Here is a 23,464-nt window from a genome sequence, read left to right on the forward strand (position 1 = left end):
AAACCAGCCGTCAGGCTGGTTTTTTTTTACTTCGGCCGACTATCTTTTTTATTCGTTAATGTCTTCGTATTCGATGCCTAGGCTTTCCATGATGGCCTTCGCTTCTGCAGGCAGATCGTCTGGACGGTCCTTCCGGATGTCGTCATCGGTTGGTAATGGCTGACCGGTATAAGCATGGAGAAATGCTTCACACAGCAGTTCGCTGTTGGTGGCATGCCGCAGGTTGTTCACCTGACGACGGGTGCGTTCATCCGTGAGGATCTTCAGAACCTTTAATGGGATAGAGACAGTGATTTTTTTGACCTGCTCATTTTTCTTGCCATGTTCCGCATAAGGGCTGATGTACTCACCGTTCCACTTTGCCATTGTTTACCTTCTCAGCGATATAGGGTTTTGAAATATTGTATGGGGGAATTTTAGCGGGATTTACTGCCACAAGCAAAGACATATAGACGTCTGGAAGTGTTGACGTCTTTTTTAAATATAGCTAAGGTTGTGGGAATTTGATGACCGTCGGCCCCGGCCACCCCAAGGAACAAGGAAGCTAGAAGATGAGCGACAAGAAAACAGCAACAATCGCTGTACGCAGCGGCATTGAAACGGATCAGCCTTTTCGCGCAGTGGTCCCACCGATTTACTTGACCTCAACCTATGGCTTTCCTGAACTCGGGACGTTGCCCCAGTACGATTATTCCCGCTCGGGCAATCCGACCCGAAACCTGCTGGCGGATACGCTGGCGGAGCTGGAAGGCGGTGCCGGGGCCGTGGTGACCAGTTGCGGGACTGCGGCCATCAACCTGCTGGCGACCGCCCAACTGGGACCGGAAGATCTGGTTGTGGCACCGCATGACTGCTACGGCGGGACTTACCGCTTGTTTAATACCCGGGCCGGTAAAGGGGATTTCAAGGTGCAGTTTGTCGATCAGGGCGACGCCCAGGCGCTGGCTGCGGCACTGGCAAAAAAACCGAAGCTGGTCTGGGTTGAAACACCTTCTAACCCTTTGCTGCGTGTGGTGGATGTGGCTCAGTTATGTGAGCAGGCCCATGCGGTTGGCGCGCTGGTCGCCGTCGATAACACTTTCCTGTCTCCGGCCCTGCAACAGCCGATTGCGCTGGGCGCGGACTTCGTCGTGCATTCGACAACCAAGTACATCAATGGTCACTCCGATGTTGTGGGCGGGGTGCTGATTGCCAAAGACAGCGAGCATGCTGAAAAACTGTCCTGGTGGGCGAACTGTATCGGTGCCACCGGCGCGCCGTTTGATGCGTATCTGACCCTGCGCGGGGTCCGGACTCTGGTGCCTCGGATGCGCATGCATGAGGAAAACTCAGCCCGTTTGCTGGCCTATCTGCAGACCCAGCCGCTGGTGGGTAAGATTTATCATCCGAGTCTCGCGGATCATCCGGGGCATGACATTGCGGCGAAGCAACAGGCGGGTTTTGGCTCTATGCTGAGTTTCGAACTGGCGGGCAGTATGGAGCAGCTGAAAGTCTTTGTGGCTGCGCTGGAATGTTTCTCGCTGGCGGAATCGCTGGGGGGAACGGAAAGTCTGATTGCCCACCCGGCCAGCATGACCCACCGGGCGATGTCTGATGAAGCTCAGCTGGAGGCTGGCCTGCTGCCGTCTCTGCTGCGTTTGTCAGTGGGACTGGAAGATGCGGAAGATCTGATTGCCGATCTGGCGCAGGCCTTTGCTAAAGCTGCGGAGATCAGCGCATGACCCAGGGACGGCAGTTACACAAATTCGGCGGCAGCAGTCTGGCGGATGCCGGTTGCTTCTGGAATGTTGCTGACATTTTGCTGCAGTATTCTGATGCAGAAGATCTGATTGTGGTCTCGGCGGCCGGGAAAACGACGAACCGGCTCATTCAGTGGCTGTCGCTGCTGAATCAGGATGGTCGTCTGGCGCATGAGAGCCTGCAGGACTTGCGAAATTTTCAGCAGCATCTGGTTGAAGAGCTGCTGGATGGCGGGGAAGCTGATGAGCTCCTGACAGCCCTGCATCTGGAATTCAGTGCACTGGGCCAGCTTTCCGGCAGTGATATGACCCCGGCCAGACAGGCCTGGGTACTGGGTCACGGCGAGCTGTGGTCATCACGGTTGCTGGCTGCGTTGTTGTCTCAGAAAGCAATGGCGGCACGGGCACTGGACTCACGACTGTTCCTTCGGGCCGAACGGGCAGCTCAGCCGGAGGTTGATCGCGGCCGTTCCCTGCCGCTGCTTCAGAATGAACTGGCGCAGCACAGCGGTCACCGTCTGGTGATGACAGGATTCATGGCCGCGAATCAGGGCGGGGAGACCGTACTGCTGGGCCGAAACGGCTCTGACTATTCTGCGACTGTCATCGGTGCGCTGGCGGGTGTCTGCCGGGTGACAATCTGGAGTGACGTCGCCGGGGTATACAGTGCCGATCCGCGCGTAGTCAACGATGCCTGTCTGCTGCCATTACTGCGTCTGGATGAAGCGGATGAACTGGCCCGGCTGGCTGCGCCGGTTCTGCACAGCCGTACGTTGCAGCCTGTGGCTCAGAGTGCGATTGACCTGACGTTACGCTGCAGCCAGCAACCTGAATCCGGTTCGACCCGGGTTGAGCGGGTGCTGGCTTCCGGCCGCGGGGCCAAAATTATTACCTCTCTGGATGACGTCTGTCTGCTCGAGTTGTCGGTGAGCGGTGCCCGGTCGTTGACTCAGCTGACGCAAACGCTGGCAAGGCTGTTACCTCAGGAGCAGGCACTGCCGCTGGCACAGCATGTTGAAACGGATACCGGGCGGATCCAGCTGGCTTATACCGCCGAGGTTGCCAATGGCGTGCTGCTGCTGTTACAGGACAGTGGTATTCATGCCGAGATCCGCCTCCGGGATGGCTTTACCATGGTTGCCGCCGTGGGAGCTGGTGTGGTGAATAATCCGGTCCACTGCCATGGCTTCCAGCAACAGCTGAAAGGGCAGCCGGTTGAATTCGTTACTGAGGCTGAATCCGGTCTCAGTCTGATTGCTGTGCTGCGTCAGGCCGACACTCAGGCACTGGTTCAGCAGATCCACCAGAGTCTGTTTCAGGCTCAGAAGCGTATTGGTCTGATCCTTTGCGGTAAGGGCAATATCGGCAGCCGGTGGCTGGAACTGTTCGGGGAAGAGAAGGCGACGCTGGAAAAGCGTCATGGCATGAGTTTTACCCTGATCGGGGTCGCCGACAGCCGGCGTTTCTGGATTGACCTGCAAGGTATTCCGACAGAGCGTGCGCTGACCCAGTTTGACAACGAAGCTACCGATGGCAGCGACTGGTTGCCTGCGTTGGGTCAGCATGATTACGACGAGCTGGTGGTCCTGGATGTGACGGCCAGCAAGGCGCTGTCTGAACGGTATTCTGACTTTGCCAGCAGTGGCCTGCATTTGATCTCAGCCAATAAAGTGGCCGGCTCCGCACCGGGAGACGTCTATTGTGCCGTGGTCGATGCCTTTGAGAAAAGCAGCCGTCACTGGCTGTATAACGCGACGGTCGGGGCCGGGTTACCGGTGAACCATACGGTGAAAGACCTGCGTGACAGCGGCGATACTATTATTGCCGTGTCGGGGATTTTCTCCGGGACCCTGTCCTGGCTGTTCCAGCAATTTGACGGCAGTCTGCCGTTCAGTCAGTTACTGGAGCAGGCCTGGCAGCAGGGGCTGACGGAGCCGGATCCCCGGCATGATCTGGATGGCAGTGATGTCATGCGGAAGCTGGTGATTCTGGCGCGAGAGTCCGGTCTGGCACTGGAGCCTGAACAGGTGAAAGTGGAATCACTGGTGCCGGAGGAATTGGCCGGTCTGAGTCTGGATGCCTTCTTTGAGCAGGGGCCTGTTCTGGATGAACGGCTGCAGGCTCGCCTGACCAAAGCTCAACGGGAAGGGAAGGTGCTGCGTTATGTGGCCCGGCTGGATAAAAATGGCCAGGCCGCTGTGGGACTGGATGCACTGGAGCCGGAGCATGCCCTGGCCAACCTGCTGCCTTGTGACAATATTTTTGCCATTGAAAGCCGCTGGTACCGCGAGAATCCGCTGGTGATCCGCGGCCCGGGCGCAGGGCGTGACGTGACGGCCGGTGCCTTGCTGTCCGATCTGAATCGTCTGGCGAACCTGTTGTAAGATTTTCGGGTGATGAGATAGATCGAAAGGGCAGTTTTCCGCTGCCCTTTGTTGTATTTGCTATCTTCACAATACAGTGAGTACGCGGGCTGAACGGGAGCCTAAGGTGCTAAATTCCGAACTTGAAGAAAGTGGGATTTGATGTTGAGAAAAATTCATGTTTATGCGGTTGACATTAAATTGGTTACAAGACATTCTGTGGACATATAGACGTCTAAATGGTTATTCGGCGTCAGAGTTTACAGGGAAGGCCGCAGGCCATCAGCAGGAAGGTTTCAATTATGGGTTACTCTTACGCCAATCATCTGGATGCTTTAAATCAGAACATCGCCGATCTGAACGGTGCGATCAATGTGTCATTTGAATTCTTCCCGCCAAGTACGCCTGCGATGGAGGAAACCCTGTGGTCCTCGATTCATCGTCTGAAAACGCTGAAACCCAAGTTTGTCTCGGTCACTTATGGTGCCAACTCCGGTGAGCGGGATCGGACTCACTCGATCATCAAAGATATCAAAGATCAGACCGGTCTGATTGCAGCCCCCCATCTGACCTGTATTGATGCTTCCCGTGATGAGTTACGTTCCATTGCCCGTGATTACTGGAAAAACGGGATTCGAAACATTGTGGCCCTGCGTGGCGACCTGCCACCGAACGGCGGGAAGCCGGATATGTATGCCGTTGATCTGGTGGAACTGCTGCGAGCAGAAGCCGATTTCGACATTTCGGTGGCGGCTTACCCTGAAGTGCATCCGGAAGCGAAAAGTGCGCAGGCTGATCTGATTAACCTGAAGCGTAAAGTGGATGCTGGTGCAAACCGTGCGATTACTCAGTTCTTCTTTGATGTGGAGAGCTACCTGCGCTTCCGCGACCGTTGTGTGGCTGCCGGCATTGATGTTGAGATTGTGCCGGGGATCCTGCCTGTGGTGAACATGAAGCAGGCAAAGCGATTTGCCCAGACCAATAACGTGAAAATTCCGAACTGGCTGGAGAAGCAGTATCAGGGACTGGACGATGATTTGCTGAGTCGCCAGATGGTCGGCGCCAGTAATGCGATTGATATGGTTCGTGTACTGAGCCGTGAAGGCGTGAAGGATTTCCATTTCTACACCCTGAACCGCGCAGAGCTGACCTATGCAATCTGCCATACGCTGGGTGTCCGCGCTGAAGCGGAAGCGGCCGTCTGAGCAAGCCTCGGGGAACCTGACAGAGACCAAAAAGAAAAAGCCGCGAAAGCGGCTTTTTTGATGAAAAGATGATGGTGTACCTGTTTATGGCGGTACATCACGGACTCCCGGTCCGGGAGTCGTGGTCTTTACTCAGCGCTCAGAGCAACGCTGCTTTCAGAGCTGTCCATATCTTTCAGTTCTGCCAGTACTTCTTCTGCCCAGTCAATCCAGGCCTGGCGGTTGTGGATGCCACGACGCAGGGTCAGGCGATCCAGACGAGATTGGCGATCCATGTCTTTGTAGTTGGCGAAATGGACTTTCTCCAGCTCATGGTAATGGTTCATCAGTGTGTGAGATTCTTCGATCAGTGCTTCCAGCTGTTGCTGCATTGGCTGCGAGTTGTGTACGCCGCAGACCAGCAGTTTGGCAGAAAACTCATCACGGATGGTTGGATTACGAGCGGGTTCCTGGAACCACTCAAACAGCGCTTGCCGGCCCAGATCGGTAATGGAATATACCTTACGATCCGGTTTACCCTCCTGAGGTTCAAGTTTACAGGTAACCTGATTGTTGGTGGCCATTTTGTTCAACTCGCGGTATACCTGCTGATGACTGGCTTTCCAGAAATAGCCGATACTGTGAGAGAACTCTTTCGTAATGTCGTAGCCGGTCGCATCACGCGAACTCAGCACGGTCAAAATGACGTGTGGTAGTGACATCTCTTCTATCCGTTAAAATACTACAAAAAAAATAAATCGACCGGGTGTTACGTTACCCATCCGCTCTTAGGCGTTTTTATAATCGTATTGTTGCAGTGCCCGGCCGAGATCACATAGGATATCATCAATTGAATCACTGCAACCAGCAGAAGCATAAATATTCTGTGGTGAACAGTGAGCAATTAGTTATCTTGTGACGTTTGTCCAATTATGCGGACTGCATGCAGTGCACAAAGTTTCCTTCATGTTGATTCACTGCACGTATATAGACCATAGCTGAAATTCGGAATTTCGTATTGTCTTAATTGCGAACAAAAAACAGGCCACCCCGAAGGTGGCCTGTTTTGATTTGGAAATGCGGGATTTAGCCGGTGTTGCGCATACCGGCAGCGATGCCGGCAATCGTGACCATCAGGGCTTCTTCCAGCATTGGCGAGACTGTTTCCTGCTGACGGGTCCGGTGCAACAGCTCAGCCTGAAGCATGTTCAGCGGCTCAACATAAACATTACGCAGGCGGATAGATTCAGCACCCCAAGGGTCTTGTTCCATCAGGTGATCGCTGTTCTCGACGTTCAGGACGACCTTGATATCGCGCTGTAACTGGTCGCGGAGTTCTTGTCCCAGCGGCCACAGACTTTCGTCGGTCAGGCGCTGATCGTAATACTCTGCAATCTGAATATTGGTCTTGCTGTAAACCATTTCCAGCATACCCAGTCGGGTAGAGAAGAATGGCCATTCACGGCACATATCTTCCAGAAGTGATGCTTTCCCCTGATCAATCACATGCTGAATTGCTTTTCCTGCACCCAGCCATGCTGGCAGCAGCAGGCGGTTCTGACTCCAGGCGAAGATCCATGGAATTGCACGTAAACTTTCAACACCGCCTTTCGGATTCCGCTTCGACGGACGGGAGCCCAGTGGCAGTTTACCCAGCTCCATTTCCGGCGTGGCAGCACGGAAGTAAGGGACAAAAGATTCATGACCACGAACCACAGCGCGGTAAGCGCCGCATGAGATATCAGACAGATTGTCCATGACATCCCGCCACTCCTGCTTTGGTGCCGGAGGCGGCAGCAGGTTGGCTTCCAGGATCGCGCTGGCATAGAGATTCAGGCTGTTGACTGCCACATCCGGCAGACCCAGTTTGAAGCGAATCATTTCGCCCTGCTCCGTGACACGCAGGCCGCCTTTCAGGCTGCGTGGCGGCTGAGACAGCAGGGCAGCGTGAGCCGGCGCACCACCACGGCCGATACTACCGCCACGACCGTGGAACAGCGTCAGTTCAACACCGGCGTCATCGCAGACATTCACCAGGGCTTCCATGGCGCGGTACTGTGCCCAGCCAGCCGCGGTCACACCGGCATCTTTGGCGGAGTCGGAATAGCCAATCATGACCATCTGGTGGTTCTGAATAAAACCGCGGTACCAGTCGATATTCATCAGCTGGGTGATGACAGATTCCGCGTTGTTTAGATCGTCCAGGGTTTCAAACAGCGGACAGACATCCAGGCGGAAAGGACATCCGGCTTCTTTGAGCAGCAGGTGAACAGCCAGAACATCGGAAGCTGTCCGGGCCATGGAAATCACATAGGCACCCAGCGCCTGTCGGGATTGCTCAGCAATGACGCGACAGGTGTCCAGAACTTCCTGAACTGGCTCTGAGGGTTGCCAGTCACGAGGCAGCAGTGGGCGTTTTGAAGCCAGCTCGCGGACCAGGAAAGCCACTTTGTCCTGTTCACTCCACTGGTCGTAATCTCCCAGTCCCAGATAGCGGGTCAGTTCTGAAATCGCATTGGAGTGACGGGTACTTTCCTGACGGATATCCAGACGTACCAGATGGACGCCAAAACACTGGACGCGACGCAGCGTATCCAGCAGCAGGCCATCAGCAATGATGCCCATGCCGCATTCGTGCAAAGACTGGTAACAGGCATGTAGTGGTGCCCAAAGCTGCTCGACATCTTCCAGAATCGCAACTTTCGGCACATCATGGCCTTTGATTTTTGCATCCAGCACGTCACGGGTCTGGGTCAGCAACGTGCGAAGTCCTTTGACGATTTCACGATACGGTTCATGGGCGCCATGAGCCAGCTCTCGGACTTCGTCATTACAGGCAACCATTGACAGCTCACTGACCAGTTCCTGGATATCGTTCAGGTACAGATCTGCTGCTTTCCAGCGTGAAAGCAGCAATACCTCACGGGTGATCTTGGCAGTGACGAACGGGTTCCCGTCACGGTCTCCCCCCATCCAGGAAGAGAATTTCACAGGCGCGGCGTCCAGCGGCAGGCTTTCACCCAGGTGCTGATGCAGCTTTTCATCAAACTGGCGCAGGAACTCCGGGACGGCTTCCCATAATGAGTTCTCAACGACGGCAAAACCCCACTTGGCTTCATCGAGCGGGCTGGGGCGTTGCTTACGGATCACATCGGAGTGCCAGGCCTGAGCAATCAGTTGCTCCAGACGGCGTTCTGCTCTCTGGCGCTCCCGGTGAGACAGCTCGTTCAATTCAAGCTGGGACAGACATTTATTGATTTGCACCAGCTTGTGAATCATGGTGCGACGGGCGATTTCCGTCGGGTGTGCGGTGAGCACCAGTTCGATGTTGAGTTCACGAACAGCCTGCAGCGAGTCCAGCTCAGTGATGCTTTCATCTTTGAGCTTGGCAAAAAGACTGTCCATTTCATCCGGACTGCATACCAGATCTTCGCAATGGCGGGAAATCGTGTGGTATTGCTCGGCGATGTTGGTCAGGTTCAGGAACTGACTGAACGCATGGGTAACAGGCAGCAGTTGATCATCTGGCAGGTTCTGCAGCTCGGTAATCAGTTTTTCCCGATCGTCACTGTTCCCGGCGCAGGCCGATTTTGACAGTTTTCGAATGGTTTCAACTTTATCCAGCAGTTCGCTGCCGTGGACATCCTTGATGGTGTTACCCAGCAAGTGGCCAAGCATACTGACATTGCTTTTTAACGCACTGTACTTTTCGTTCATATCGCATCCATATCGTAATTTTGTTACATCCAATCGCCAAGGCGTTGCCAACAATCTAGCCTTCATTGGGGCGAAAGGTCAATAAGTAGGCCCTTTTTAGACAAAAATCCTATCAAACGACGTGCATGAATCCTGCGGACTCTATCTGTTCTGTAATTTACTTTCTTTATTTTTACAGCCAGAGCATGACGTATCACCGTGCAGCCGTCACGAAGCATACTTTTTTCTGCCGTCTGGCTTGACATAAAAAACCGAAAAGGGTAAATATAAAAATTCATAATTAATGAATAAAAATCTGTTTATTTGGTTTGTATGTGAATAACAAAACAAGTTTGATGTCATGCAGCAAACAGATAAACGGTATGTCGCAAGACGTCTTTTATGATCAACCAGAGGCCATCAGCAGCAGTATGAACCAGGCGATGAACCACAAGCAGCATTCCTTCCGACGACGCTAAGTCTCTATCGCCCGGTGTCTCTGGCACCTTCCATGACGCGCCTGCCTGGCGTCACGCGCTGAAACATACAGCAGTTATATTTTCTTGATAGTGAATTTCACAACGATGACAACAGGATCTTATATGTTGAATACCTCTATCATTGGTGCCAGCGGCTATACCGGTGCGGAACTGGCAGCCATGGTACTGAAACATCCGCATTTGCAGCTGGCCGGTCTCTATGTGTCTGAAAACAGTCTGGATGCCGGTAAAGCCATCAGCGAACTGCACGGGCAATTACGCGGACTGGTCGATTTACCACTTCAGCCGCTGACTGATGCAGCTGCGGTCGCTAACTCTTCCGATATCGTGCTGCTGGCCACGGCGCATGAGGTGAGCCATGACCTGGCTCCGATTTTCCTGGAAGCTGGCTGTCAGGTCTTTGATCTGTCCGGGGCTTTCCGGGTGAAAGGCGATGATTTTTATACCCGCTATTATGGATTTTCACATCAGCATGCCCAATGGCTGGACGAAGCGGTCTACGGTCTGGCTGAGTGGAACGGCGATGCTATTCGCCAGGCGCAGCTCGTTGCTGTTCCCGGGTGTTATCCGACAGCTTCTCAGCTGGCCCTGAAACCATTGCTGGCAGCCGGGCTGCTGGATACTCAGCAATGGCCGGTAATCAATGCCGTGAGTGGTGTCTCCGGCGCCGGACGCAAAGCCAGCATGACCAACAGTTTCTGCGAAGTCAGCCTGCAGGCCTACGGTGTGTTTACCCACCGTCATCAGCCTGAAATTTCGGCGCATCTGGGAACTGACGTCATCTTTACCCCGCATCTCGGCAATTTTAAGCGCGGCATCCTGGCCACAATCACGGCCAGACTGGCTCCGGGGGTGACCCCCGAAGCCGTCTCGGCGGCGATGTCAGCAGCTTATCACCAGTCTGGCGAACAGGCGGTGCGTCTGCTGGGCAATCAGGCAGCACGTTTGCAGGATGTGGTAAATACTTGCTTCTGTGACATCGGTTGGCAGGTGCAGGGGCAGTACGTCATCCTGACCTCAGCCATCGACAATTTACTGAAAGGTGCATCGTCTCAGGCGATGCAATGTATCAATATTCGTAATGGTTTTGCGCCGTTGACTGCGCTGGTTGGCTAAGTCTGGCTGTTGAAAGGAGAAGCGGGATGGAACAGTCGCCGTTAGTGATCAAATTGGGTGGAGCCGTATTGTCGTGCAGCGACACGCTCGAGAAAGTCTTTGGAGCCATCAGTGCATATCAGGCGAAGGCGAATCGTCCTTTGCTCCTGGTACATGGCGGCGGTTATCTGGTGGATGACCTGATGAAAAAGCTCAATCTGCCAACGGTGAAGAAGCAGGGGCTGCGGGTGACCCCGGTGGATCAGATTGGCGTGATTGCGGGCGCACTGGCAGGGACTGCCAATAAGATGCTGCAGGGCCATGCGATAAAGTGCGGTGTGAAAGCGGTCGGTCTGGGGCTGGCTGATGGTGGTCTGTGCCAGGTGACTGAGCTGGACCCGGAACTGGGTGCTGTCGGTAAAGCCGCACCGGGTGACAGCAGTCTGGTGGCCGGTCTGATGGCATCGGGTTACCTGCCGATTATCAGTTCAATTGGCCTGACAGCTGACGGTGAACTGATGAATGTCAATGCCGATCAGGCCGCCGTGGCCGTCGCCGCTGCACTGGATGCTGAGCTGGTCCTGCTGTCAGATGTCAGTGGCGTGCTGGATGGCAAAGGCCATCTGATTGAATCGCTGACTGAAGTTAAAGCGGATGCGCTGATCCAGCAAGCGGTGATTACCGACGGCATGATTGTAAAAGTGAAAGCAGCGTTTGAGGCCGCCAAAGGTTTAGGACGTCCGGTCGAAATTGCGGGCTGGCGTTATCCGGACAAACTTCTGGCGCTGTTTGAAGGGGAACAAATCGGAACCCGATTTGTGCTCTGAGTCAGCAGATTTGCATCCGGACGCTGGCGCAAAATCCGGGTTCGGATATAAAAATTAACCCAATTGAATTTGTCGTTTCAAACATCAAGATTGATACCGCCTGAACGGGATGACCGTCGCGCAGGCAACGAAGGAGAGTAACAATGAGCAAGGTAAACAAAGTCGTATTAGCTTATTCCGGCGGTCTGGATACTTCGGCCATCATTCCATGGTTGAAAGAAAACTATGACTGTGAAGTCGTCGCCTTTGTGGCCGATGTGGGTCAGGGTGAAGCTGAGCTGGAAGGCATTGAAGAAAAAGCACTGGCCTCGGGTGCATCTGCCTGCTACATCGCAGACCTGAAAGAAGAGATGGTCAAAGATTACATCTACCCAAGTCTGAAAACCGGTGCGGTATACGAAGGCAAATACCTGCTGGGCACGTCGATGGCGCGTCCGATTATCGCGAAAGCTCAGGTAGAGTGTGCGCTGGAAGTGGGTGCCGATGCCCTGTGTCACGGTTGTACCGGTAAGGGGAACGACCAGGTCCGTTTCGAAAGTGCTTATGCAGCGCTGGCACCTCAGCTGACTGTGATTGCGCCTTGGCGTGAGTGGGACCTGCGCAGTCGTGAAGCCCTGCTGGATTATCTGGCAGAGCGTAAAATTCCGACCACAGCGACCTTAGAAAAAATCTACTCCCGTGACGCCAATGCTTGGCACATCTCGACCGAAGGCGGTGTACTGGAAAATACATGGAATCAGCCAAATGAGCTGTGCTGGGTCTGGACCAAGGATCCGGAAGATGCCCCGAATACGCCGGAGCAGGTATCGGTCAAAATTGAAAAAGGCGAGATTGTCGCGGTTGATGGCAAAGCCATGTCACCTTATGAAGCTCTGGTGTATCTGAACGCGAAAGGTGCTGAGCACGGTGTCGGTCGGATCGATATCGTAGAAAACCGTCTGGTTGGGATTAAATCCCGCGGCTGTTATGAAACCCCGGGAGGCACCATCATGATGGAAGCCCTGCGTGCGGTGGAACAGCTGGTACTGGATAAAGATTCCTTTGAGTTCCGTGAAAGCCTCGCGCTGAAAGCTTCACATCTGATTTACGATGGCCGTTGGTTTACGCCGCTGTGCCGTTCATTGCTGGCTGCGGCTGATGAGCTGGCGCAGGACGTCAATGGCGAAGTGGTCCTGAAGCTGTACAAAGGCCAGGTCACCGCAGTTCAGAAGCGCTCACCAAACAGTCTGTACTCAGAAGAGTTTGCGACCTTCGGTGAAGATGAAGTGTACGATCACAGCCATGCCGGTGGCTTTATCCGCCTGTACTCGCTGGCCAGCCGTATCCGTGCACTGAACGAGCAAAAAAAATAATTCTATCAGCGTAAAGCGCATTACCAATCAAGATATGTGAGCAAAGTCGGTCGTACCGGAAAGGAGAAGTACCATGGCACTATGGGGCGGACGTTTTAGTCAGGCAGCAGATACTCGGTTCAAGCAGTTCAATGATTCCCTGCGATTTGATTACCGCCTGGCGGAGCAGGACATCGTTGGCTCGGTGGCCTGGTCGAAAGCGCTGCGTCAGGTCGGGGTACTGACCGAGGCGGAACAGCAGAAGCTGGAACTGGCTCTGAATGAGCTGAAGCTGGCGGTGATGGAGGATCCGCAACAGATTCTCCAGTCCGACGCTGAAGACATTCACAGCTGGGTGGAGCAACAGCTGATCCACCGGGTGGGTGATCTGGGCAAGAAATTGCATACCGGCCGTTCCCGGAACGATCAGGTGGCGACCGACCTCAAGCTGTGGTGCCGTCAGCAGGGACACCAGTTGCTGATGATGCTGGATCATCTGCAGAGTCAGCTGACAACGGTTGCCCGTGAGCATCAGACCACGGTGCTGCCGGGCTATACCCACCTGCAGCGTGCGCAGCCGGTGACTTTTGCCCACTGGTGTCTGGCGTATGTCGAGATGTTCGAGCGGGACCACTCGCGTCTGAGTGACGCACTGCACCGGCTGGACACCTGTCCGCTCGGCTCGGGTGCGCTGGCCGGTACGGCTTATCCGATTGACCGGGAAGCGCTGGCACACAGCCTGGGTTTTCACCGGGCGACTCGCAACAGCCTGGATTCAGTTTCGGACCGGGACCATGTGATGGAACTGCTGTCGACGGCGTCGATTTCCATGCTTCATCTGTCTCGTCTCGCGGAAGATATGATTTTTTATAACTCCGGTGAGTCGAATTTCATTGAACTGGCCGATACCGTGACGTCGGGCTCTTCCCTGATGCCGCAGAAAAAGAACCCGGATGCGTTGGAGCTGATCCGGGGTAAGTGCGGCCGTGTCTACGGTTCGCTGGCCGGGATGATGATGACGGTCAAGGCCCTGCCGCTGGCGTACAACAAAGACATGCAGGAAGACAAAGAAGGGTTGTTTGACGCGCTCGACACCTGGCATGAATGTATGGAAATGGCGGCGCTGTGCTTTGATGGTATCAAGGTCAATAAAGACCGGACGCTGGAAGCGGCAATGCAGGGCTACTCCAATGCGACCGAGCTGGCCGATTATCTGGTGGCGAAAGGGATTCCGTTCCGTGAAGCGCACCATATCGTCGGGGTGGCCGTGGTGGCTGCCATTGAGAAGGGCTGTGCGCTGGAGGAGTTGTCACTGGCCGAAATGCAGGCTTTCTCACCGGAGATCGACGCAGATGTCTATCCAATTCTGACCATTGAATCCTGTCTGGAGAAACGCTGTGCCCTTGGCGGGGTTGCGCCGAATCAGGTGGATCATGCGATCGCTCAGGCTGAAAAACGGCTGTCAAAACGTCATGCGCCGGGTGTGAAAGTGCGGGGTGCCCGTCTGACCGATTTGGATGCGATTGAAGGAATGGTAGCTTACTGGGCCGGACTGGGCGAGAACCTGCCGCGTCCGCGGAACGAACTGGTGCGAGATATCGGCTCATTTGCTGTTGCCGAGACTCAGGGGATCGTGACTGGTTGTGCATCGCTTTATGTCTATGACTCGGGTCTGGCGGAAATTCGCTCTCTGGGCATTGAAGCGGGCTGGCAGCATCAGGGGCAGGGTAAGGCACTGGTGCAGCATCTGCTGGAAAAAGCCGGTCAGATGGCGATTAAGCGCGTGTTTGTGCTGACTCGTGTGCCGGAGTTCTTCATGAAGCAGGACTTTATTCCGACCTCGAAAACCCTGCTGCCGGAGAAAGTCATGAAAGACTGCGATATGTGTCCGCGTCAGCATGCCTGTGACGAAGTGGCACTGGAAGTGCGGCTGGATCAACAGCATGTGATTCCCAGTGTGAACGTTGCCTGATTTTCTGGTTTATCCCAATCTGGTTTTCCCAATAAAAAAGCGCCGGTTACCCGGCGCTTTTGCTTTCCCGTTTATCATCGAAGGCTGATTAACAGCCCGGACCGCAGTCCAGACAGTGTTTGATCATTTCCGGCCCCAGATGCAGTTTGGCGTTCAGATCCCGTAGTGCTGTCCGGACACCTTCTTCAATCACCGGATGATAGAACGGCATATCCAGCATCTGCGCGATGGTCATCTGATTCTGATGCGCCCAGCTCAGTAGGTGCGCCAGGTGCTCTGCATTCGGGCCAATCATCTCGGCGCCCAGAAAACGACCGGTGCCGTGTTCACCATAGACATTCAGAATGCCCTGATTGCGCAGCATCACCCGGGAACGGCCCTGGTTTTCAAAGGATACAGTGCCCACTTCGTAACAGCCGCAGTTCCCCAGACGCTGAGTGATTTCCCGGCGGCTTTCGCCGACCATGGCGATCTGCGGCTCGGTGAAGACCACAGAAATCTTCGAGCGGCGCAGTCCGGCACGGATATCCGGGAAACGACCTGCATTGTCTCCTGCAATCCGGCCCTGATCGGCCGCTTCGTGCAGCAGCGGCAGCTGGTTGCTGGCATCTCCGGCGATAAAAATCGTGTCAACCGAGGTCTGCAGCGTAAAGTGGTCGGCCACAGGCACCCCGCGTTCATCCAGCGTCAGACTGGTGTTTTCAATCGCCAGTTTGTCGACGTTCGGGCGACGTCCGGTTGCGGCCAGAACATAGCTGAAGTATTGCGTCTCCAGTTTGCCGGTTTGGTTGATGAACTGAATTTCGACTTCATCGCCAACCCGCTTCATGCTCTCGACTTTGACATCGGCATCCAGGTACAGCTCGTCATTGAAAGTCTTGTTGGCATACGCCATGACTTCATCGTCAGTCAGCGGACCCACCTGGCCCCCCAGACCGAAGATTTTCACGTCAACGCCGAGGCGGTGCAGTGCCTGACCCAGTTCCAGTCCGATCACGCCCGGACCAAAGACGGCGACAGATGCCGGTAAGTCGTCCCAGTCAAAGACATCATCATTGATCACCAGACGATCACCCAGCTCATGCCATGCTGCCGGATAGGCAGGACGGGAGCCGGTGGCGATTACAATCCGCTTGGCTTCGATGCGGGTGTGGCCGTCGACTTCGAGTGTGGTGTCATTGATAAATTTTGCAAAACCGCTGATTTTATCTTCAGCTGGGATTTCATCCACGCTTTCCAACACGAAGCCGACAAAGCGGTCACGCTCGCGCTTCACGCGATCCATCACTTCTCGGCCGTTGATGCGAATCTCACCCTGAGGATGAATGCCGAAGGCTGGTGCTTTTTCAATGTTGTGCACACTTTCGGCAGCGGCAATTAACAGCTTGGAAGGCATGCAGCCGACACGGGCGCAGGTGGTGCCATAAGGGCCGCCTTCAATCATGACAACACTGTCGGTATGTGCTTTGGCTGCCCGGTAAGCTCCCAGGCCAGCCGTACCGCCGCCGATGACAGCAACTTCAACGGTCAAGGTTTTCATTCTACTTCTCCAATGACATTCAGTTCAGGGCGTGGTGGAGGGCAGGGCTGTCGCCCTGCCTTGAGTCGGGAATTAGCCCAGGTAGGTTTCCAGTGCTTCACTGCCGCCGATATGACGACCGCCGATAAAGACCTGTGGCACGGTGCTCTGGCCAGTGATGGCACGCAGACTGACGCTGGTGGCATCTTTGCCCAGAACCACTTCCTCAAACTGCAGACCTTTGTCGATCAGATTCTGTTTCGCTTTGGCACAGAATGGACAGCCTGGTTTGGTGAACACAGTGATCGATTCCTGCAACTGATAGTCAGGGGCGATGTAGCTCAGCATCGTATCGGCGTCGGAAACCTTGAACGGGTCGCCCGGTTCGTCGTTTTCAATAAACATTTTGGTCACGATGCCGTTTTTCACCAGCATGCTGTAGCGCCATGAACGTTCACCGAAGCCCAGATCGTGTTTCTCAACCAGCATGTCCATGCCCTTGGTGAACTCACCGTTACCGTCCGGGATGAACGTGATATTTTCTGCTTCCTGATCGGCTTTCCACGCGTTCATCACGAAGGTGTCATTGACGGACACACACAGAATGTCGTCTACACCATGCTCTGCAAAAACAGACGCCAGTTCGTTGTATCGTGGCAGGTGGCTTGAAGAGCAGGTCGGGGTAAATGCACCCGGCAGGCTGAAGACCACGACGGTTTTGTCCTGAAACAGTTCATCTGTAGTGACGTTGACCCACTGATCGCCCTGACGGGTCGGGAAAGTGACTTGCGGGATGGCCTGGCCTTCTTTTGATGTAAACATATTGCGCTCCTGTTGGAAGTTTTTCATTTCATATAACTGTGGGACTTTTTTGTGTTGTCCCTGTCGATGGATGTAGTATCCGAAATACAGATTGATAGCTCCAATCGTTTACTGTTATCTTATTAATCGTTTATTTCTATTAAATATTTTGGGAGCGCATGCATGAACATCCGGGATCTTGAATATCTGGTGGCACTGTCTGAGCACCGGCATTTCAGGAAAGCCGCTGAAGCCTGCTATGTCAGTCAGCCGACGCTGAGCGGGCAGATCCGTAAACTGGAGACTGAGCTGGGGGTATCGTTGCTGGAACGCACCAGCCGCAAAGTTCTGTTTACCGATGTCGGACTGAATCTGGTCAGCCAGGCGAAAAAAGTGCTGCACGAGGTCAAGGTGCTGTCGGAGATGGCCAGTCAGCAGGGGGAGAGTATGGCCGGGCCGCTGCATGTCGGTTTTATTCCGACGGTCGGGCCTTATCTGCTGCCCTTGATTATTCCGGCGCTCAAGCGGGCGTTTCCTCAACTTGAACTGTACTTGCATGAAGCACAGACGCATGTGCTGGCGCAACAGCTGGAAGAAGGCAAGCTGGACTGCATCATTCTGGCGGCGGTGAAGGAAAGCGAGCATTTCAAGGAACTGGCGTTGTATCACGAACCGATGATGGTGGCTGTACCGGAAGCGCACCCCTGGTCGGATCGGCATGAGCTGCCTATGTCTGAGCTGAAAGGGCAGACCCTGCTGATGCTGGGAGACGGGCATTGTCTGCGAGATCAGGCGATGGGCTTTTGTTTTGCTGCGGGCGCGAAGGAAGACGGCAGTTTTAAAGCGACCAGTCTGGAAACACTGCGGAATATGGTGGCAGCCGGGAGCGGAATTACCCTGCTGCCGAAACTGGCCACTCCCAATACGTCCCGGCGGGACGGGGTGTGTTACCTCAAGGCCTGCGATCCCGAACCCAGCCGTCTGATTACGTTGGCATACCGCCCGGGCTCACCCCTGAAAGGGCGTTACGAGCAGTTGGCCGAGCAGATCCGGCAAAGTATTACGCCGCATCTGGAGCACGGATAATCGAGAGAAAAAAAGCGCGCCTGAGGCGCGCTTTTTAATTGAAGTTCAGTGACTGAAGTCGGTATTGCTGAAATCAGAACAGCTCATCTGAACTGTCGGCTTCGAAGATGCCGCTGTCTGTACCGCCTTCGCCCGCATAGTCTTTCGGTTCTGTGCCCTGAATGAAGTACTCGAACATGGAGGTGTAGTCGGTCTTCCGGGTCAGCTTGCCGGTATCGCGGTCAATACGGACCTGTACAATGCGCGGCGGCAGCTGCTTGCGTTGTTCCGGCACATCTTCAAGCGCTTTTTCCATAAAGCCAATCCAGGCCGGCTGAGCGGTTTTCGCGCCGGCTTCTGCCCCGGCAGTCTGGTCTTTATCCAGATTCGGGTTGTAGCTGGTGCGGCCCAGTTCACGGCTGTGATCATCAAATCCGACCCAGGCTGTTGCAACAACACCGGGACCGAATCCGGTATACCAGGCATCTTTGGAGTCATTGGTGGTGCCGGTTTTCCCGCCGACATCGCGGCGTTTCAGAGCCTGGCCACGCCAGCCGGTACCGTTCCAGCCGGTTTTGTGTGCCCAGTCACCACCGCCCCAGATGTTACTTTCCAGCATCTCACGAACCAGGAAAGCGTTCTGCTCAGAGATCACCTGAGGTGCGAGGCGAATGGTCTGCTGGTCAGTTTCGGTCGCGCTGCCTGTTGGCCCCAGCTCTTCCTCACTGATGGCGATATCGTGCATGACCGCGCGGCTGGCAGCAATCTGGTTGCCGGCCAGTTGTTCTTTACGCTGACAGTCTTCATCGCAGACCACATTCGGATGGGCCTGATAGACCAGATTGCCGTAGGCATCTTCCACGCGTTCAATGAAATACGGTTCCACAAAGTAACCGCCGTTGGCAAAAACGGAGAAGCCCTGCACCATTTCCAGCGGGGTCAGGCTGCCTGCACCCAGTGCGATGGCTTCGGCACGCGGCAGATCTTTACGCTTAAAGCCAAAGCGGGTCAGGTAACTGATGGTGTCATCCAGGCCGACATCCTGCAGTACCCGAACTGCCATCACGTTTTTCGACTGAGCCAGGCCACGACGCAGACGGGTCCAGCCGTCATAAACCGGTGGTGAGTTTTTCGGACGCCAGGCTGTTCCCATGCTGTGATCCCGGCTGTCGATCGGGGCGTCGTTGACCAGGGTTGCCAGTGTCATGCCCGAATCCAGACCGGCGGAATAGATAAATGGCTTGATGCTGGAGCCGACCTGACGGATGGACTGCGTCGCACGGTTAAACTTGCTGTGGACGAAGTTGAAGCCGCCCACCATGGCCTGTACGGCGCCGTTATATGGGGAAATGGCAACAAAAGCAGTGTTGGCATCAGGCACCTGGCTCAGCACCCATTGTTCACCTTTCTGCTGGACCCAGATTTGCTGACCCGGGGTCAGAATATCAGCGGCCACGTTTGGCGACGGACCCTGACTGGAATCGGTGATAAAGCGGCGGGCCCACTTCATGCCATCCCAGCTCAGTGTCTGGTGCTGGCCGTCACGCAGGATTACTTCCGCGTCTTTCTGACCGACACCAACCACCACTGCCGGTTCCAGCTCTCCGTAACTTGGTTGTTTCGCCAGATGATCCAGAATTTTCTTTTCTTCCCAGACGGCCTGCTCCGGCATCCACAAGGTCGCAACCGCACCACGGAAACCGTGTCGCTGGTCATAATCCAGCAGGTTCTGAACAGAAGCCTGCTGTGCGGCACGCTGAAGTTTCGGATTGACCGTGGTGTAGACTTTCATGCCCGAGGTGTAGGCATCCTCGCCGTAGCGGTCAATCATCCATGCACGGGCCCGCTCAGCGAAATAAGGGGCGTTGAGCTGGATTTCCGCACCGTGGTAACGGGAAATAATCGGTTCGGCTTTAGCTTGTTCGAACTCGGTACGGGTAATGTAGCCTTCGTCCAGCATCCGGCTCAGAACCACGTTACGACGGGTGGTTGCGCGATCCAGTGAGTAGAGCGGGTTCATCGTTGACGGAGCTTTCGGCAGGCCGCCAATGACAGCGATTTCGCCCAGCGTCAGCTGGCTGATGTCTTTGCCGAAATAGACCTGCGCGGCAGCACCGACACCGTAAGCACGGTAGCCCAGGTAGATTTTATTCAGATAAAGCTCAAGGATTTCATCCTTGGTCAGCAATTGCTCGATATGAACGGCAATGAAAATCTCTTTGACCTTCCGCATGATCTTTTTCTCATTGCTGAGGAAAAAGTTCCGGGCAAGCTGCTGAGTGATCGTACTGGCCCCTTGCTTGGCGGAGCCTGAAACGGCGACGACAACGGCAGCACGGATGATACCGATCGGGTCAATACCGGGATGCTCATAAAAGCGGCTGTCCTCGGTGGCGATCACCGCATGGATCATCTGCGGCGGGATCTGGTCCATTGTCAGCGGGATACGGCGCTTTTCACCAAACTGGGAAATCAGTTCGCCGTCTGCGCTGTACACCTGCATAGGTGTTTGTAATTCAACGTTTTTAAGTGTTGCGACATCAGGGAGATCCGGTTTCACGTAAAGATAGAAACCAAAAATCGTACTGACTCCAAGAATGATGCAAATAATTGCAAAGATAAATAATCGCTTTATGAACTTCACTTGAGAATTCCCGTTACACCTTCGTCCGGCCATCCGCGCTACTTCAGTCAGTAGTATAAAGATAACTCAAATAAATTTAACGCCGTCAAAGGTGTTTATTCGAATAATTTTGTCTTGTCGTTACCAGGGGGAGCATACCACGCTATGTTGCACAAGCCAGTTTGGACCGGAATCGATATCGGTCGTCAAAGTGTAAAGGCGGTCGTGCTCAAGCAAAATAAAGGGCGATTCACTTTGTCTGCTTATGCGGAGGTTGCTCTGACCCTGGAAAACGAAGCCGGACAGTTGTCAGGCACAGGGCCTCTTCAGGATAGCGTTTTCCAGGCAGATCAGTTGTCAGCCTTGCGTCAATTACGGACCTTGCTTCCAAAGCGGACCGGGGCATGTGTGTTGTCACTGCCCGACAGTGAGGTCGTTCAGCGGGATATCGGGCTGGAACGGCGTTGGGGGCAGGATGTGGCATCCGCGCTTGCGCAGCAATTGGCTCATCTGCTGGCTGTGGATCCGCAGTCGCTCAGCCTCGACTTTCATCGCTTACAGGATGCAGAAACACCCGGTCATGAGACGGAAATGTACCGGGTTTTCGCCGCGAAATCGGCGGCGGTGGAGCAGAAAGTCCGGCTGGCGAGAGAGGCCGGATTTCGTCCGGCAGTGATGGAGCTGCAGGCGCGCACCCTGTTGTGGCTGTTACGGTATCTTGAGCAAAATTCCGGCGGGGCGTCCGGCGCTGCATCGGCGATTGTTTGTCAGCATGACTCGGGCTGGGATCTGGCGGCCGGCTCTCGGCATCCCCAGCCTTATCATCGAAACTTTCCTGTGGCAGGGTCGCAGGCTGAGTTGAGCCGGGATGTAACCCGTCAGCTGCGCCTGTCCGGCGTCTTTGAAGATGTTGAAAGCCTGTGGCTGACAGGCATTGCATTAACTGAGGATGAACGGGGGTGCTGGCAGCAACTTTGCGGGCTGCCGGTACAATTGCTGACACCACAGCAGGTATTCCCGTATCAGTCAGACACAGCACTGATCACTGCGTCACAAAGCCGCGGCTGGGTGAAGCCGGTTGCACTGGCCATCCGGGGGGCAATGTCATGCTGAGGGCTGTGAATCTGCTGCCTTGGCGGGCTGAGCGACAGGCGGCACACCGACGCCGTTTTGTCCGGTTGTCGGGCAGTTTCGTTACCTTGGCCATGCTGGTGGTGGGAGGGATGTACGTTTACGAAAACCAGCAGCTCCGGGAACTGCAAAGCCGGTATGCGCAGCTCCGGCAGCAGACAGCGGTGCTGGCACCCAGTCTGGCGGCTGTGGCAGAGCAGCAAGCGTTGTCGGAGTTGTACCACAAAAGGCTGCGTCAGTTTTCTGACTGGCATCATGCCCGGTTTCGGCTGATCCATCTGCTGAATGCGCTGCCGGATGTCTTTCCCGAAGCGGTTCAGTTGGAAGCGCTGAGTCTTCGTCAGGCGCAAGTCAGTCTGCGCGGGCTGACACAGGATGCATCCGCTTTGTCACTGTTGCTGGCACGGACAGGCAGCGCGGACTGGCTTCGTCACGGTCAGCTGCATTCCGTCGACAGGGTTGCGCAGCCTTTACCACGACATGTGCCGTCAGGAAGTCAGCGATTCACATTCACCCTGACACTGGCCCCGGTACATTCGGAGGCGGCCTATGACTGACTGGCGTGATCTGACGCTGGAAACTCTGCCGGACTGGCCCTTGCGGTATCAGCTGGTTGTCTGCCTGCTGGTCATGGTGGCAGTTGTGATCGCGGGGAAATGGTGGTTGCTGTCTCCGTTACAGGCTCAACAGTTGCAGCTGAGTGCTCAGGAAAGCGTGCTCAGGAGCCAGATACGCCATCAGCAAACCATCGCCGGGAGCCTGCCACAGTTGCAGGTTCAGACACAGCAGCTGCAGACCGATTACCGGCACCAGGCGATGCGCCTGCCCGGACAGGCAGCATGGACGACAGTGCTGGGGGATATTGAGCTTGAAAGCAGACGGTCTGGTGTCCGGTTGCACGGGCTGAACTGGCAACAAAATCAGCAGTATGATTGGTATGCTATGCAGCCGGTGCAGTTCGAGCTGAGCGGCAGTTATGCCGCTGTCGGACAGTTTTTCGCGCAGATGGCAGCCAAATCCTGGCTGCTGATCATGGATGAGTTAGAGATACAGCCGGATGAACAAGTGCCGGGCGAGCTCAGGGTACAGGGCACCGCTCAGTTGTACCGGGCGGCGGAAGAGGTTCAGCCGGAAAATAGCGTTCCGGACAGTGAAGGTGCAGCAGGAGATAGGCGATGACCGCACGAAAATGCATCTTGTTTATCGTGGCGTTCACGGCTGTGATTTTGCTGACCCTCAGTGCCCTGTCGTCTGCGATTCCTTTTCAGGAAGCTCCGGTGTTTTCGGCCCGTCCTGTGCGACAGCTGTTTGTGACGCCCAGTCCGGAAAGCCTGACAACTGAAGCTGTTGCTTGCTCGGAGCAATTTTCCGGCACTGCGGAGATGAAGGGGTTTCGGATGATCGGCAGTTTACGAGGTCGTACGGGGCAGTGGGCGGTGCTCAGCGATCCCTCCGGCCGTCTGTACCGGGTGGCGGAGGGGCAGACTTTTGGCCTCACGGGCAGGATCGCGGAGGTGACACCGGCTCACACCGTGATCGAATGGCCGGGCGATGCACATTGTGCCGGAAACATCATTCTTCAGTTAACGGACGGACAGTCTTAACGGCAGCTTCATCC

Annotated in this window: 18 protein-coding genes; 12 read left to right on the forward strand and 6 right to left on the reverse strand. The window is 55.0% G+C overall.

Features of this window, described 5'->3' with window-relative positions:
• Positions 1-48 precede the first annotated feature (48 nt).
• Complete coding sequence (gene metJ, locus L4174_RS01155; RefSeq protein WP_248144431.1) at positions 49-366, reverse strand: met regulon transcriptional regulator MetJ; 318 nt, start codon at positions 364-366, stop codon at positions 49-51.
• Positions 367-551: 185 nt separating this feature from the next.
• On the opposite strand from metJ, the gene L4174_RS01160 reads away from it, so the two are divergent.
• The 3 genes from L4174_RS01160 (at position 552) to metF (ending at position 5,307) form a co-directional block, all read left to right on the forward strand.
• Positions 552-1,721: an O-succinylhomoserine (thiol)-lyase gene (locus tag L4174_RS01160; protein WP_248144430.1), complete on the forward strand. Its 1,170-nt coding sequence runs from the start codon at positions 552-554 to the stop codon at positions 1,719-1,721.
• On the forward strand, positions 1,718-4,123 hold the full coding sequence (locus L4174_RS01165) for a bifunctional aspartate kinase/homoserine dehydrogenase II (RefSeq protein WP_248144429.1): 2,406 nt from the start codon (positions 1,718-1,720) through the stop codon (positions 4,121-4,123). Before L4174_RS01160 ends, L4174_RS01165 begins: the two co-directional genes overlap by 4 nt.
• A 281-nt stretch (positions 4,124-4,404) precedes the next feature.
• The gene (gene metF / locus L4174_RS01170) at positions 4,405-5,307 is read left to right on the forward strand and encodes a methylenetetrahydrofolate reductase (RefSeq protein ID WP_248144428.1); all 903 of its coding nucleotides are present in this window, start codon (positions 4,405-4,407) and stop codon (positions 5,305-5,307) included.
• A 128-nt stretch (positions 5,308-5,435) separates the two neighbouring features.
• On the opposite strand, the gene L4174_RS01175 is transcribed toward metF, so the two are convergent.
• Both L4174_RS01175 and ppc read right to left on the reverse strand, forming a co-directional pair.
• On the reverse strand, positions 5,436-6,008 hold the full coding sequence (locus tag L4174_RS01175) for a PadR family transcriptional regulator (protein ID WP_248144427.1): 573 nt from the start codon (positions 6,006-6,008) through the stop codon (positions 5,436-5,438).
• Between the two features lie 364 nt (positions 6,009-6,372).
• Positions 6,373-9,003 carry a phosphoenolpyruvate carboxylase gene (gene ppc / locus L4174_RS01180; protein WP_248144426.1) on the reverse strand — a complete coding sequence of 877 codons (2,631 nt, stop codon included), beginning with the start codon at positions 9,001-9,003 and terminating at the stop codon, positions 6,373-6,375.
• Between the two features lie 581 nt (positions 9,004-9,584).
• Between ppc and argC the strand changes: the two genes are divergently transcribed.
• From argC to argH, 4 genes are all read left to right on the forward strand, one after another.
• A complete protein-coding gene (gene argC, locus L4174_RS01185; protein ID WP_248144425.1) occupies positions 9,585-10,598 on the forward strand; it encodes an N-acetyl-gamma-glutamyl-phosphate reductase in 1,014 nt (337 codons plus the stop codon).
• Between the two features lie 26 nt (positions 10,599-10,624).
• Entirely contained in the window at positions 10,625-11,404 is a 780-nt protein-coding gene (argB, locus tag L4174_RS01190; RefSeq protein WP_248144424.1) for an acetylglutamate kinase, read from the forward strand.
• Between the two features lie 143 nt (positions 11,405-11,547).
• Positions 11,548-12,756 carry an argininosuccinate synthase gene (locus tag L4174_RS01195; protein ID WP_248144423.1) on the forward strand — a complete coding sequence of 403 codons (1,209 nt, stop codon included), beginning with the start codon at positions 11,548-11,550 and terminating at the stop codon, positions 12,754-12,756.
• A gap of 73 nt (positions 12,757-12,829) precedes the next feature.
• The gene (gene argH / locus L4174_RS01200; RefSeq protein ID WP_248144422.1) at positions 12,830-14,707 is read left to right on the forward strand and encodes an argininosuccinate lyase; all 1,878 of its coding nucleotides are present in this window, start codon (positions 12,830-12,832) and stop codon (positions 14,705-14,707) included.
• Positions 14,708-14,795: 88 nt separating this feature from the next.
• On the opposite strand, the gene L4174_RS01205 is transcribed toward argH, so the two are convergent.
• Together L4174_RS01205 and L4174_RS01210 are read right to left on the reverse strand one after the other, a co-directional pair.
• Positions 14,796-16,247 (reverse strand): dihydrolipoyl dehydrogenase, encoded by a 1,452-nt coding sequence (locus L4174_RS01205; protein ID WP_248144421.1) that lies wholly within the window; start codon positions 16,245-16,247, stop codon positions 14,796-14,798.
• Between the two features lie 72 nt (positions 16,248-16,319).
• Positions 16,320-17,048, reverse strand: a complete 729-nt coding sequence (locus tag L4174_RS01210; protein ID WP_248144420.1) for a glutathione peroxidase — start codon at positions 17,046-17,048, stop codon at positions 16,320-16,322.
• A 162-nt stretch (positions 17,049-17,210) separates the two neighbouring features.
• Between L4174_RS01210 and oxyR the strand changes: the two genes are divergently transcribed.
• On the forward strand, positions 17,211-18,113 hold the full coding sequence (gene oxyR, locus L4174_RS01215; protein WP_248144419.1) for a DNA-binding transcriptional regulator OxyR: 903 nt from the start codon (positions 17,211-17,213) through the stop codon (positions 18,111-18,113).
• A 73-nt stretch (positions 18,114-18,186) separates the two neighbouring features.
• Here oxyR and L4174_RS01220 read toward each other — a convergent pair whose 3' ends face one another.
• On the reverse strand, positions 18,187-20,736 hold the full coding sequence (locus tag L4174_RS01220) for a penicillin-binding protein 1A (RefSeq protein ID WP_248144418.1): 2,550 nt from the start codon (positions 20,734-20,736) through the stop codon (positions 18,187-18,189).
• Between the two features lie 144 nt (positions 20,737-20,880).
• Here L4174_RS01220 and pilM point away from each other — a divergent pair, with 144 nt between their 5' ends.
• The 4 genes from pilM to L4174_RS01240 are packed head-to-tail and all read left to right on the forward strand — an operon-like array spanning position 20,881 to position 23,450.
• On the forward strand, positions 20,881-21,828 hold the full coding sequence (gene pilM, locus L4174_RS01225) for a type IV pilus biogenesis protein PilM (RefSeq protein WP_248144417.1): 948 nt from the start codon (positions 20,881-20,883) through the stop codon (positions 21,826-21,828).
• Positions 21,822-22,403, forward strand: coding sequence for a PilN domain-containing protein (locus tag L4174_RS01230; protein WP_248144416.1), 582 nt, complete (start codon positions 21,822-21,824; stop codon positions 22,401-22,403). The genes pilM and L4174_RS01230 overlap by 7 nt, the downstream gene beginning before the upstream one ends.
• Entirely contained in the window at positions 22,396-23,025 is a 630-nt protein-coding gene (locus tag L4174_RS01235) for a type 4a pilus biogenesis protein PilO (protein ID WP_248144415.1), read from the forward strand. Before L4174_RS01230 ends, L4174_RS01235 begins: the two co-directional genes overlap by 8 nt.
• Entirely contained in the window at positions 23,022-23,450 is a 429-nt protein-coding gene (locus L4174_RS01240) for a pilus assembly protein PilP (protein WP_248144414.1), read from the forward strand. The genes L4174_RS01235 and L4174_RS01240 overlap by 4 nt, the downstream gene beginning before the upstream one ends.
• The last annotated feature ends 14 nt before the right edge of the window (positions 23,451-23,464 follow it).

It is taken from the genome of Photobacterium sp. CCB-ST2H9 (genome assembly GCF_023151555.2).
Lineage (GTDB): Bacteria > Pseudomonadota > Gammaproteobacteria > Enterobacterales > Vibrionaceae > Photobacterium.

Coding starts and splice junctions, on each gene's coding strand:
- metJ (WP_248144431.1), bottom strand. CDS start 366: ATGGCAAAGTGGAACGGTGAGTACATCAGCCCTTATGCGGAACATGGC.
- L4174_RS01160 (WP_248144430.1), top strand. CDS start 552: ATGAGCGACAAGAAAACAGCAACAATCGCTGTACGCAGCGGCATTGAA.
- L4174_RS01165 (WP_248144429.1), top strand. CDS start 1,718: ATGACCCAGGGACGGCAGTTACACAAATTCGGCGGCAGCAGTCTGGCG.
- metF (WP_248144428.1), top strand. CDS start 4,405: ATGGGTTACTCTTACGCCAATCATCTGGATGCTTTAAATCAGAACATC.
- L4174_RS01175 (WP_248144427.1), bottom strand. CDS start 6,008: ATGTCACTACCACACGTCATTTTGACCGTGCTGAGTTCGCGTGATGCG.
- ppc (WP_248144426.1), bottom strand. CDS start 9,003: ATGAACGAAAAGTACAGTGCGTTAAAAAGCAATGTCAGTATGCTTGGC.
- argC (WP_248144425.1), top strand. CDS start 9,585: ATGTTGAATACCTCTATCATTGGTGCCAGCGGCTATACCGGTGCGGAA.
- argB (WP_248144424.1), top strand. CDS start 10,625: ATGGAACAGTCGCCGTTAGTGATCAAATTGGGTGGAGCCGTATTGTCG.
- L4174_RS01195 (WP_248144423.1), top strand. CDS start 11,548: ATGAGCAAGGTAAACAAAGTCGTATTAGCTTATTCCGGCGGTCTGGAT.
- argH (WP_248144422.1), top strand. CDS start 12,830: ATGGCACTATGGGGCGGACGTTTTAGTCAGGCAGCAGATACTCGGTTC.
- L4174_RS01205 (WP_248144421.1), bottom strand. CDS start 16,247: ATGAAAACCTTGACCGTTGAAGTTGCTGTCATCGGCGGCGGTACGGCT.
- L4174_RS01210 (WP_248144420.1), bottom strand. CDS start 17,048: ATGTTTACATCAAAAGAAGGCCAGGCCATCCCGCAAGTCACTTTCCCG.
- oxyR (WP_248144419.1), top strand. CDS start 17,211: ATGAACATCCGGGATCTTGAATATCTGGTGGCACTGTCTGAGCACCGG.
- pilM (WP_248144417.1), top strand. CDS start 20,881: ATGTTGCACAAGCCAGTTTGGACCGGAATCGATATCGGTCGTCAAAGT.
- L4174_RS01230 (WP_248144416.1), top strand. CDS start 21,822: ATGCTGAGGGCTGTGAATCTGCTGCCTTGGCGGGCTGAGCGACAGGCG.
- L4174_RS01235 (WP_248144415.1), top strand. CDS start 22,396: ATGACTGACTGGCGTGATCTGACGCTGGAAACTCTGCCGGACTGGCCC.
- L4174_RS01240 (WP_248144414.1), top strand. CDS start 23,022: ATGACCGCACGAAAATGCATCTTGTTTATCGTGGCGTTCACGGCTGTG.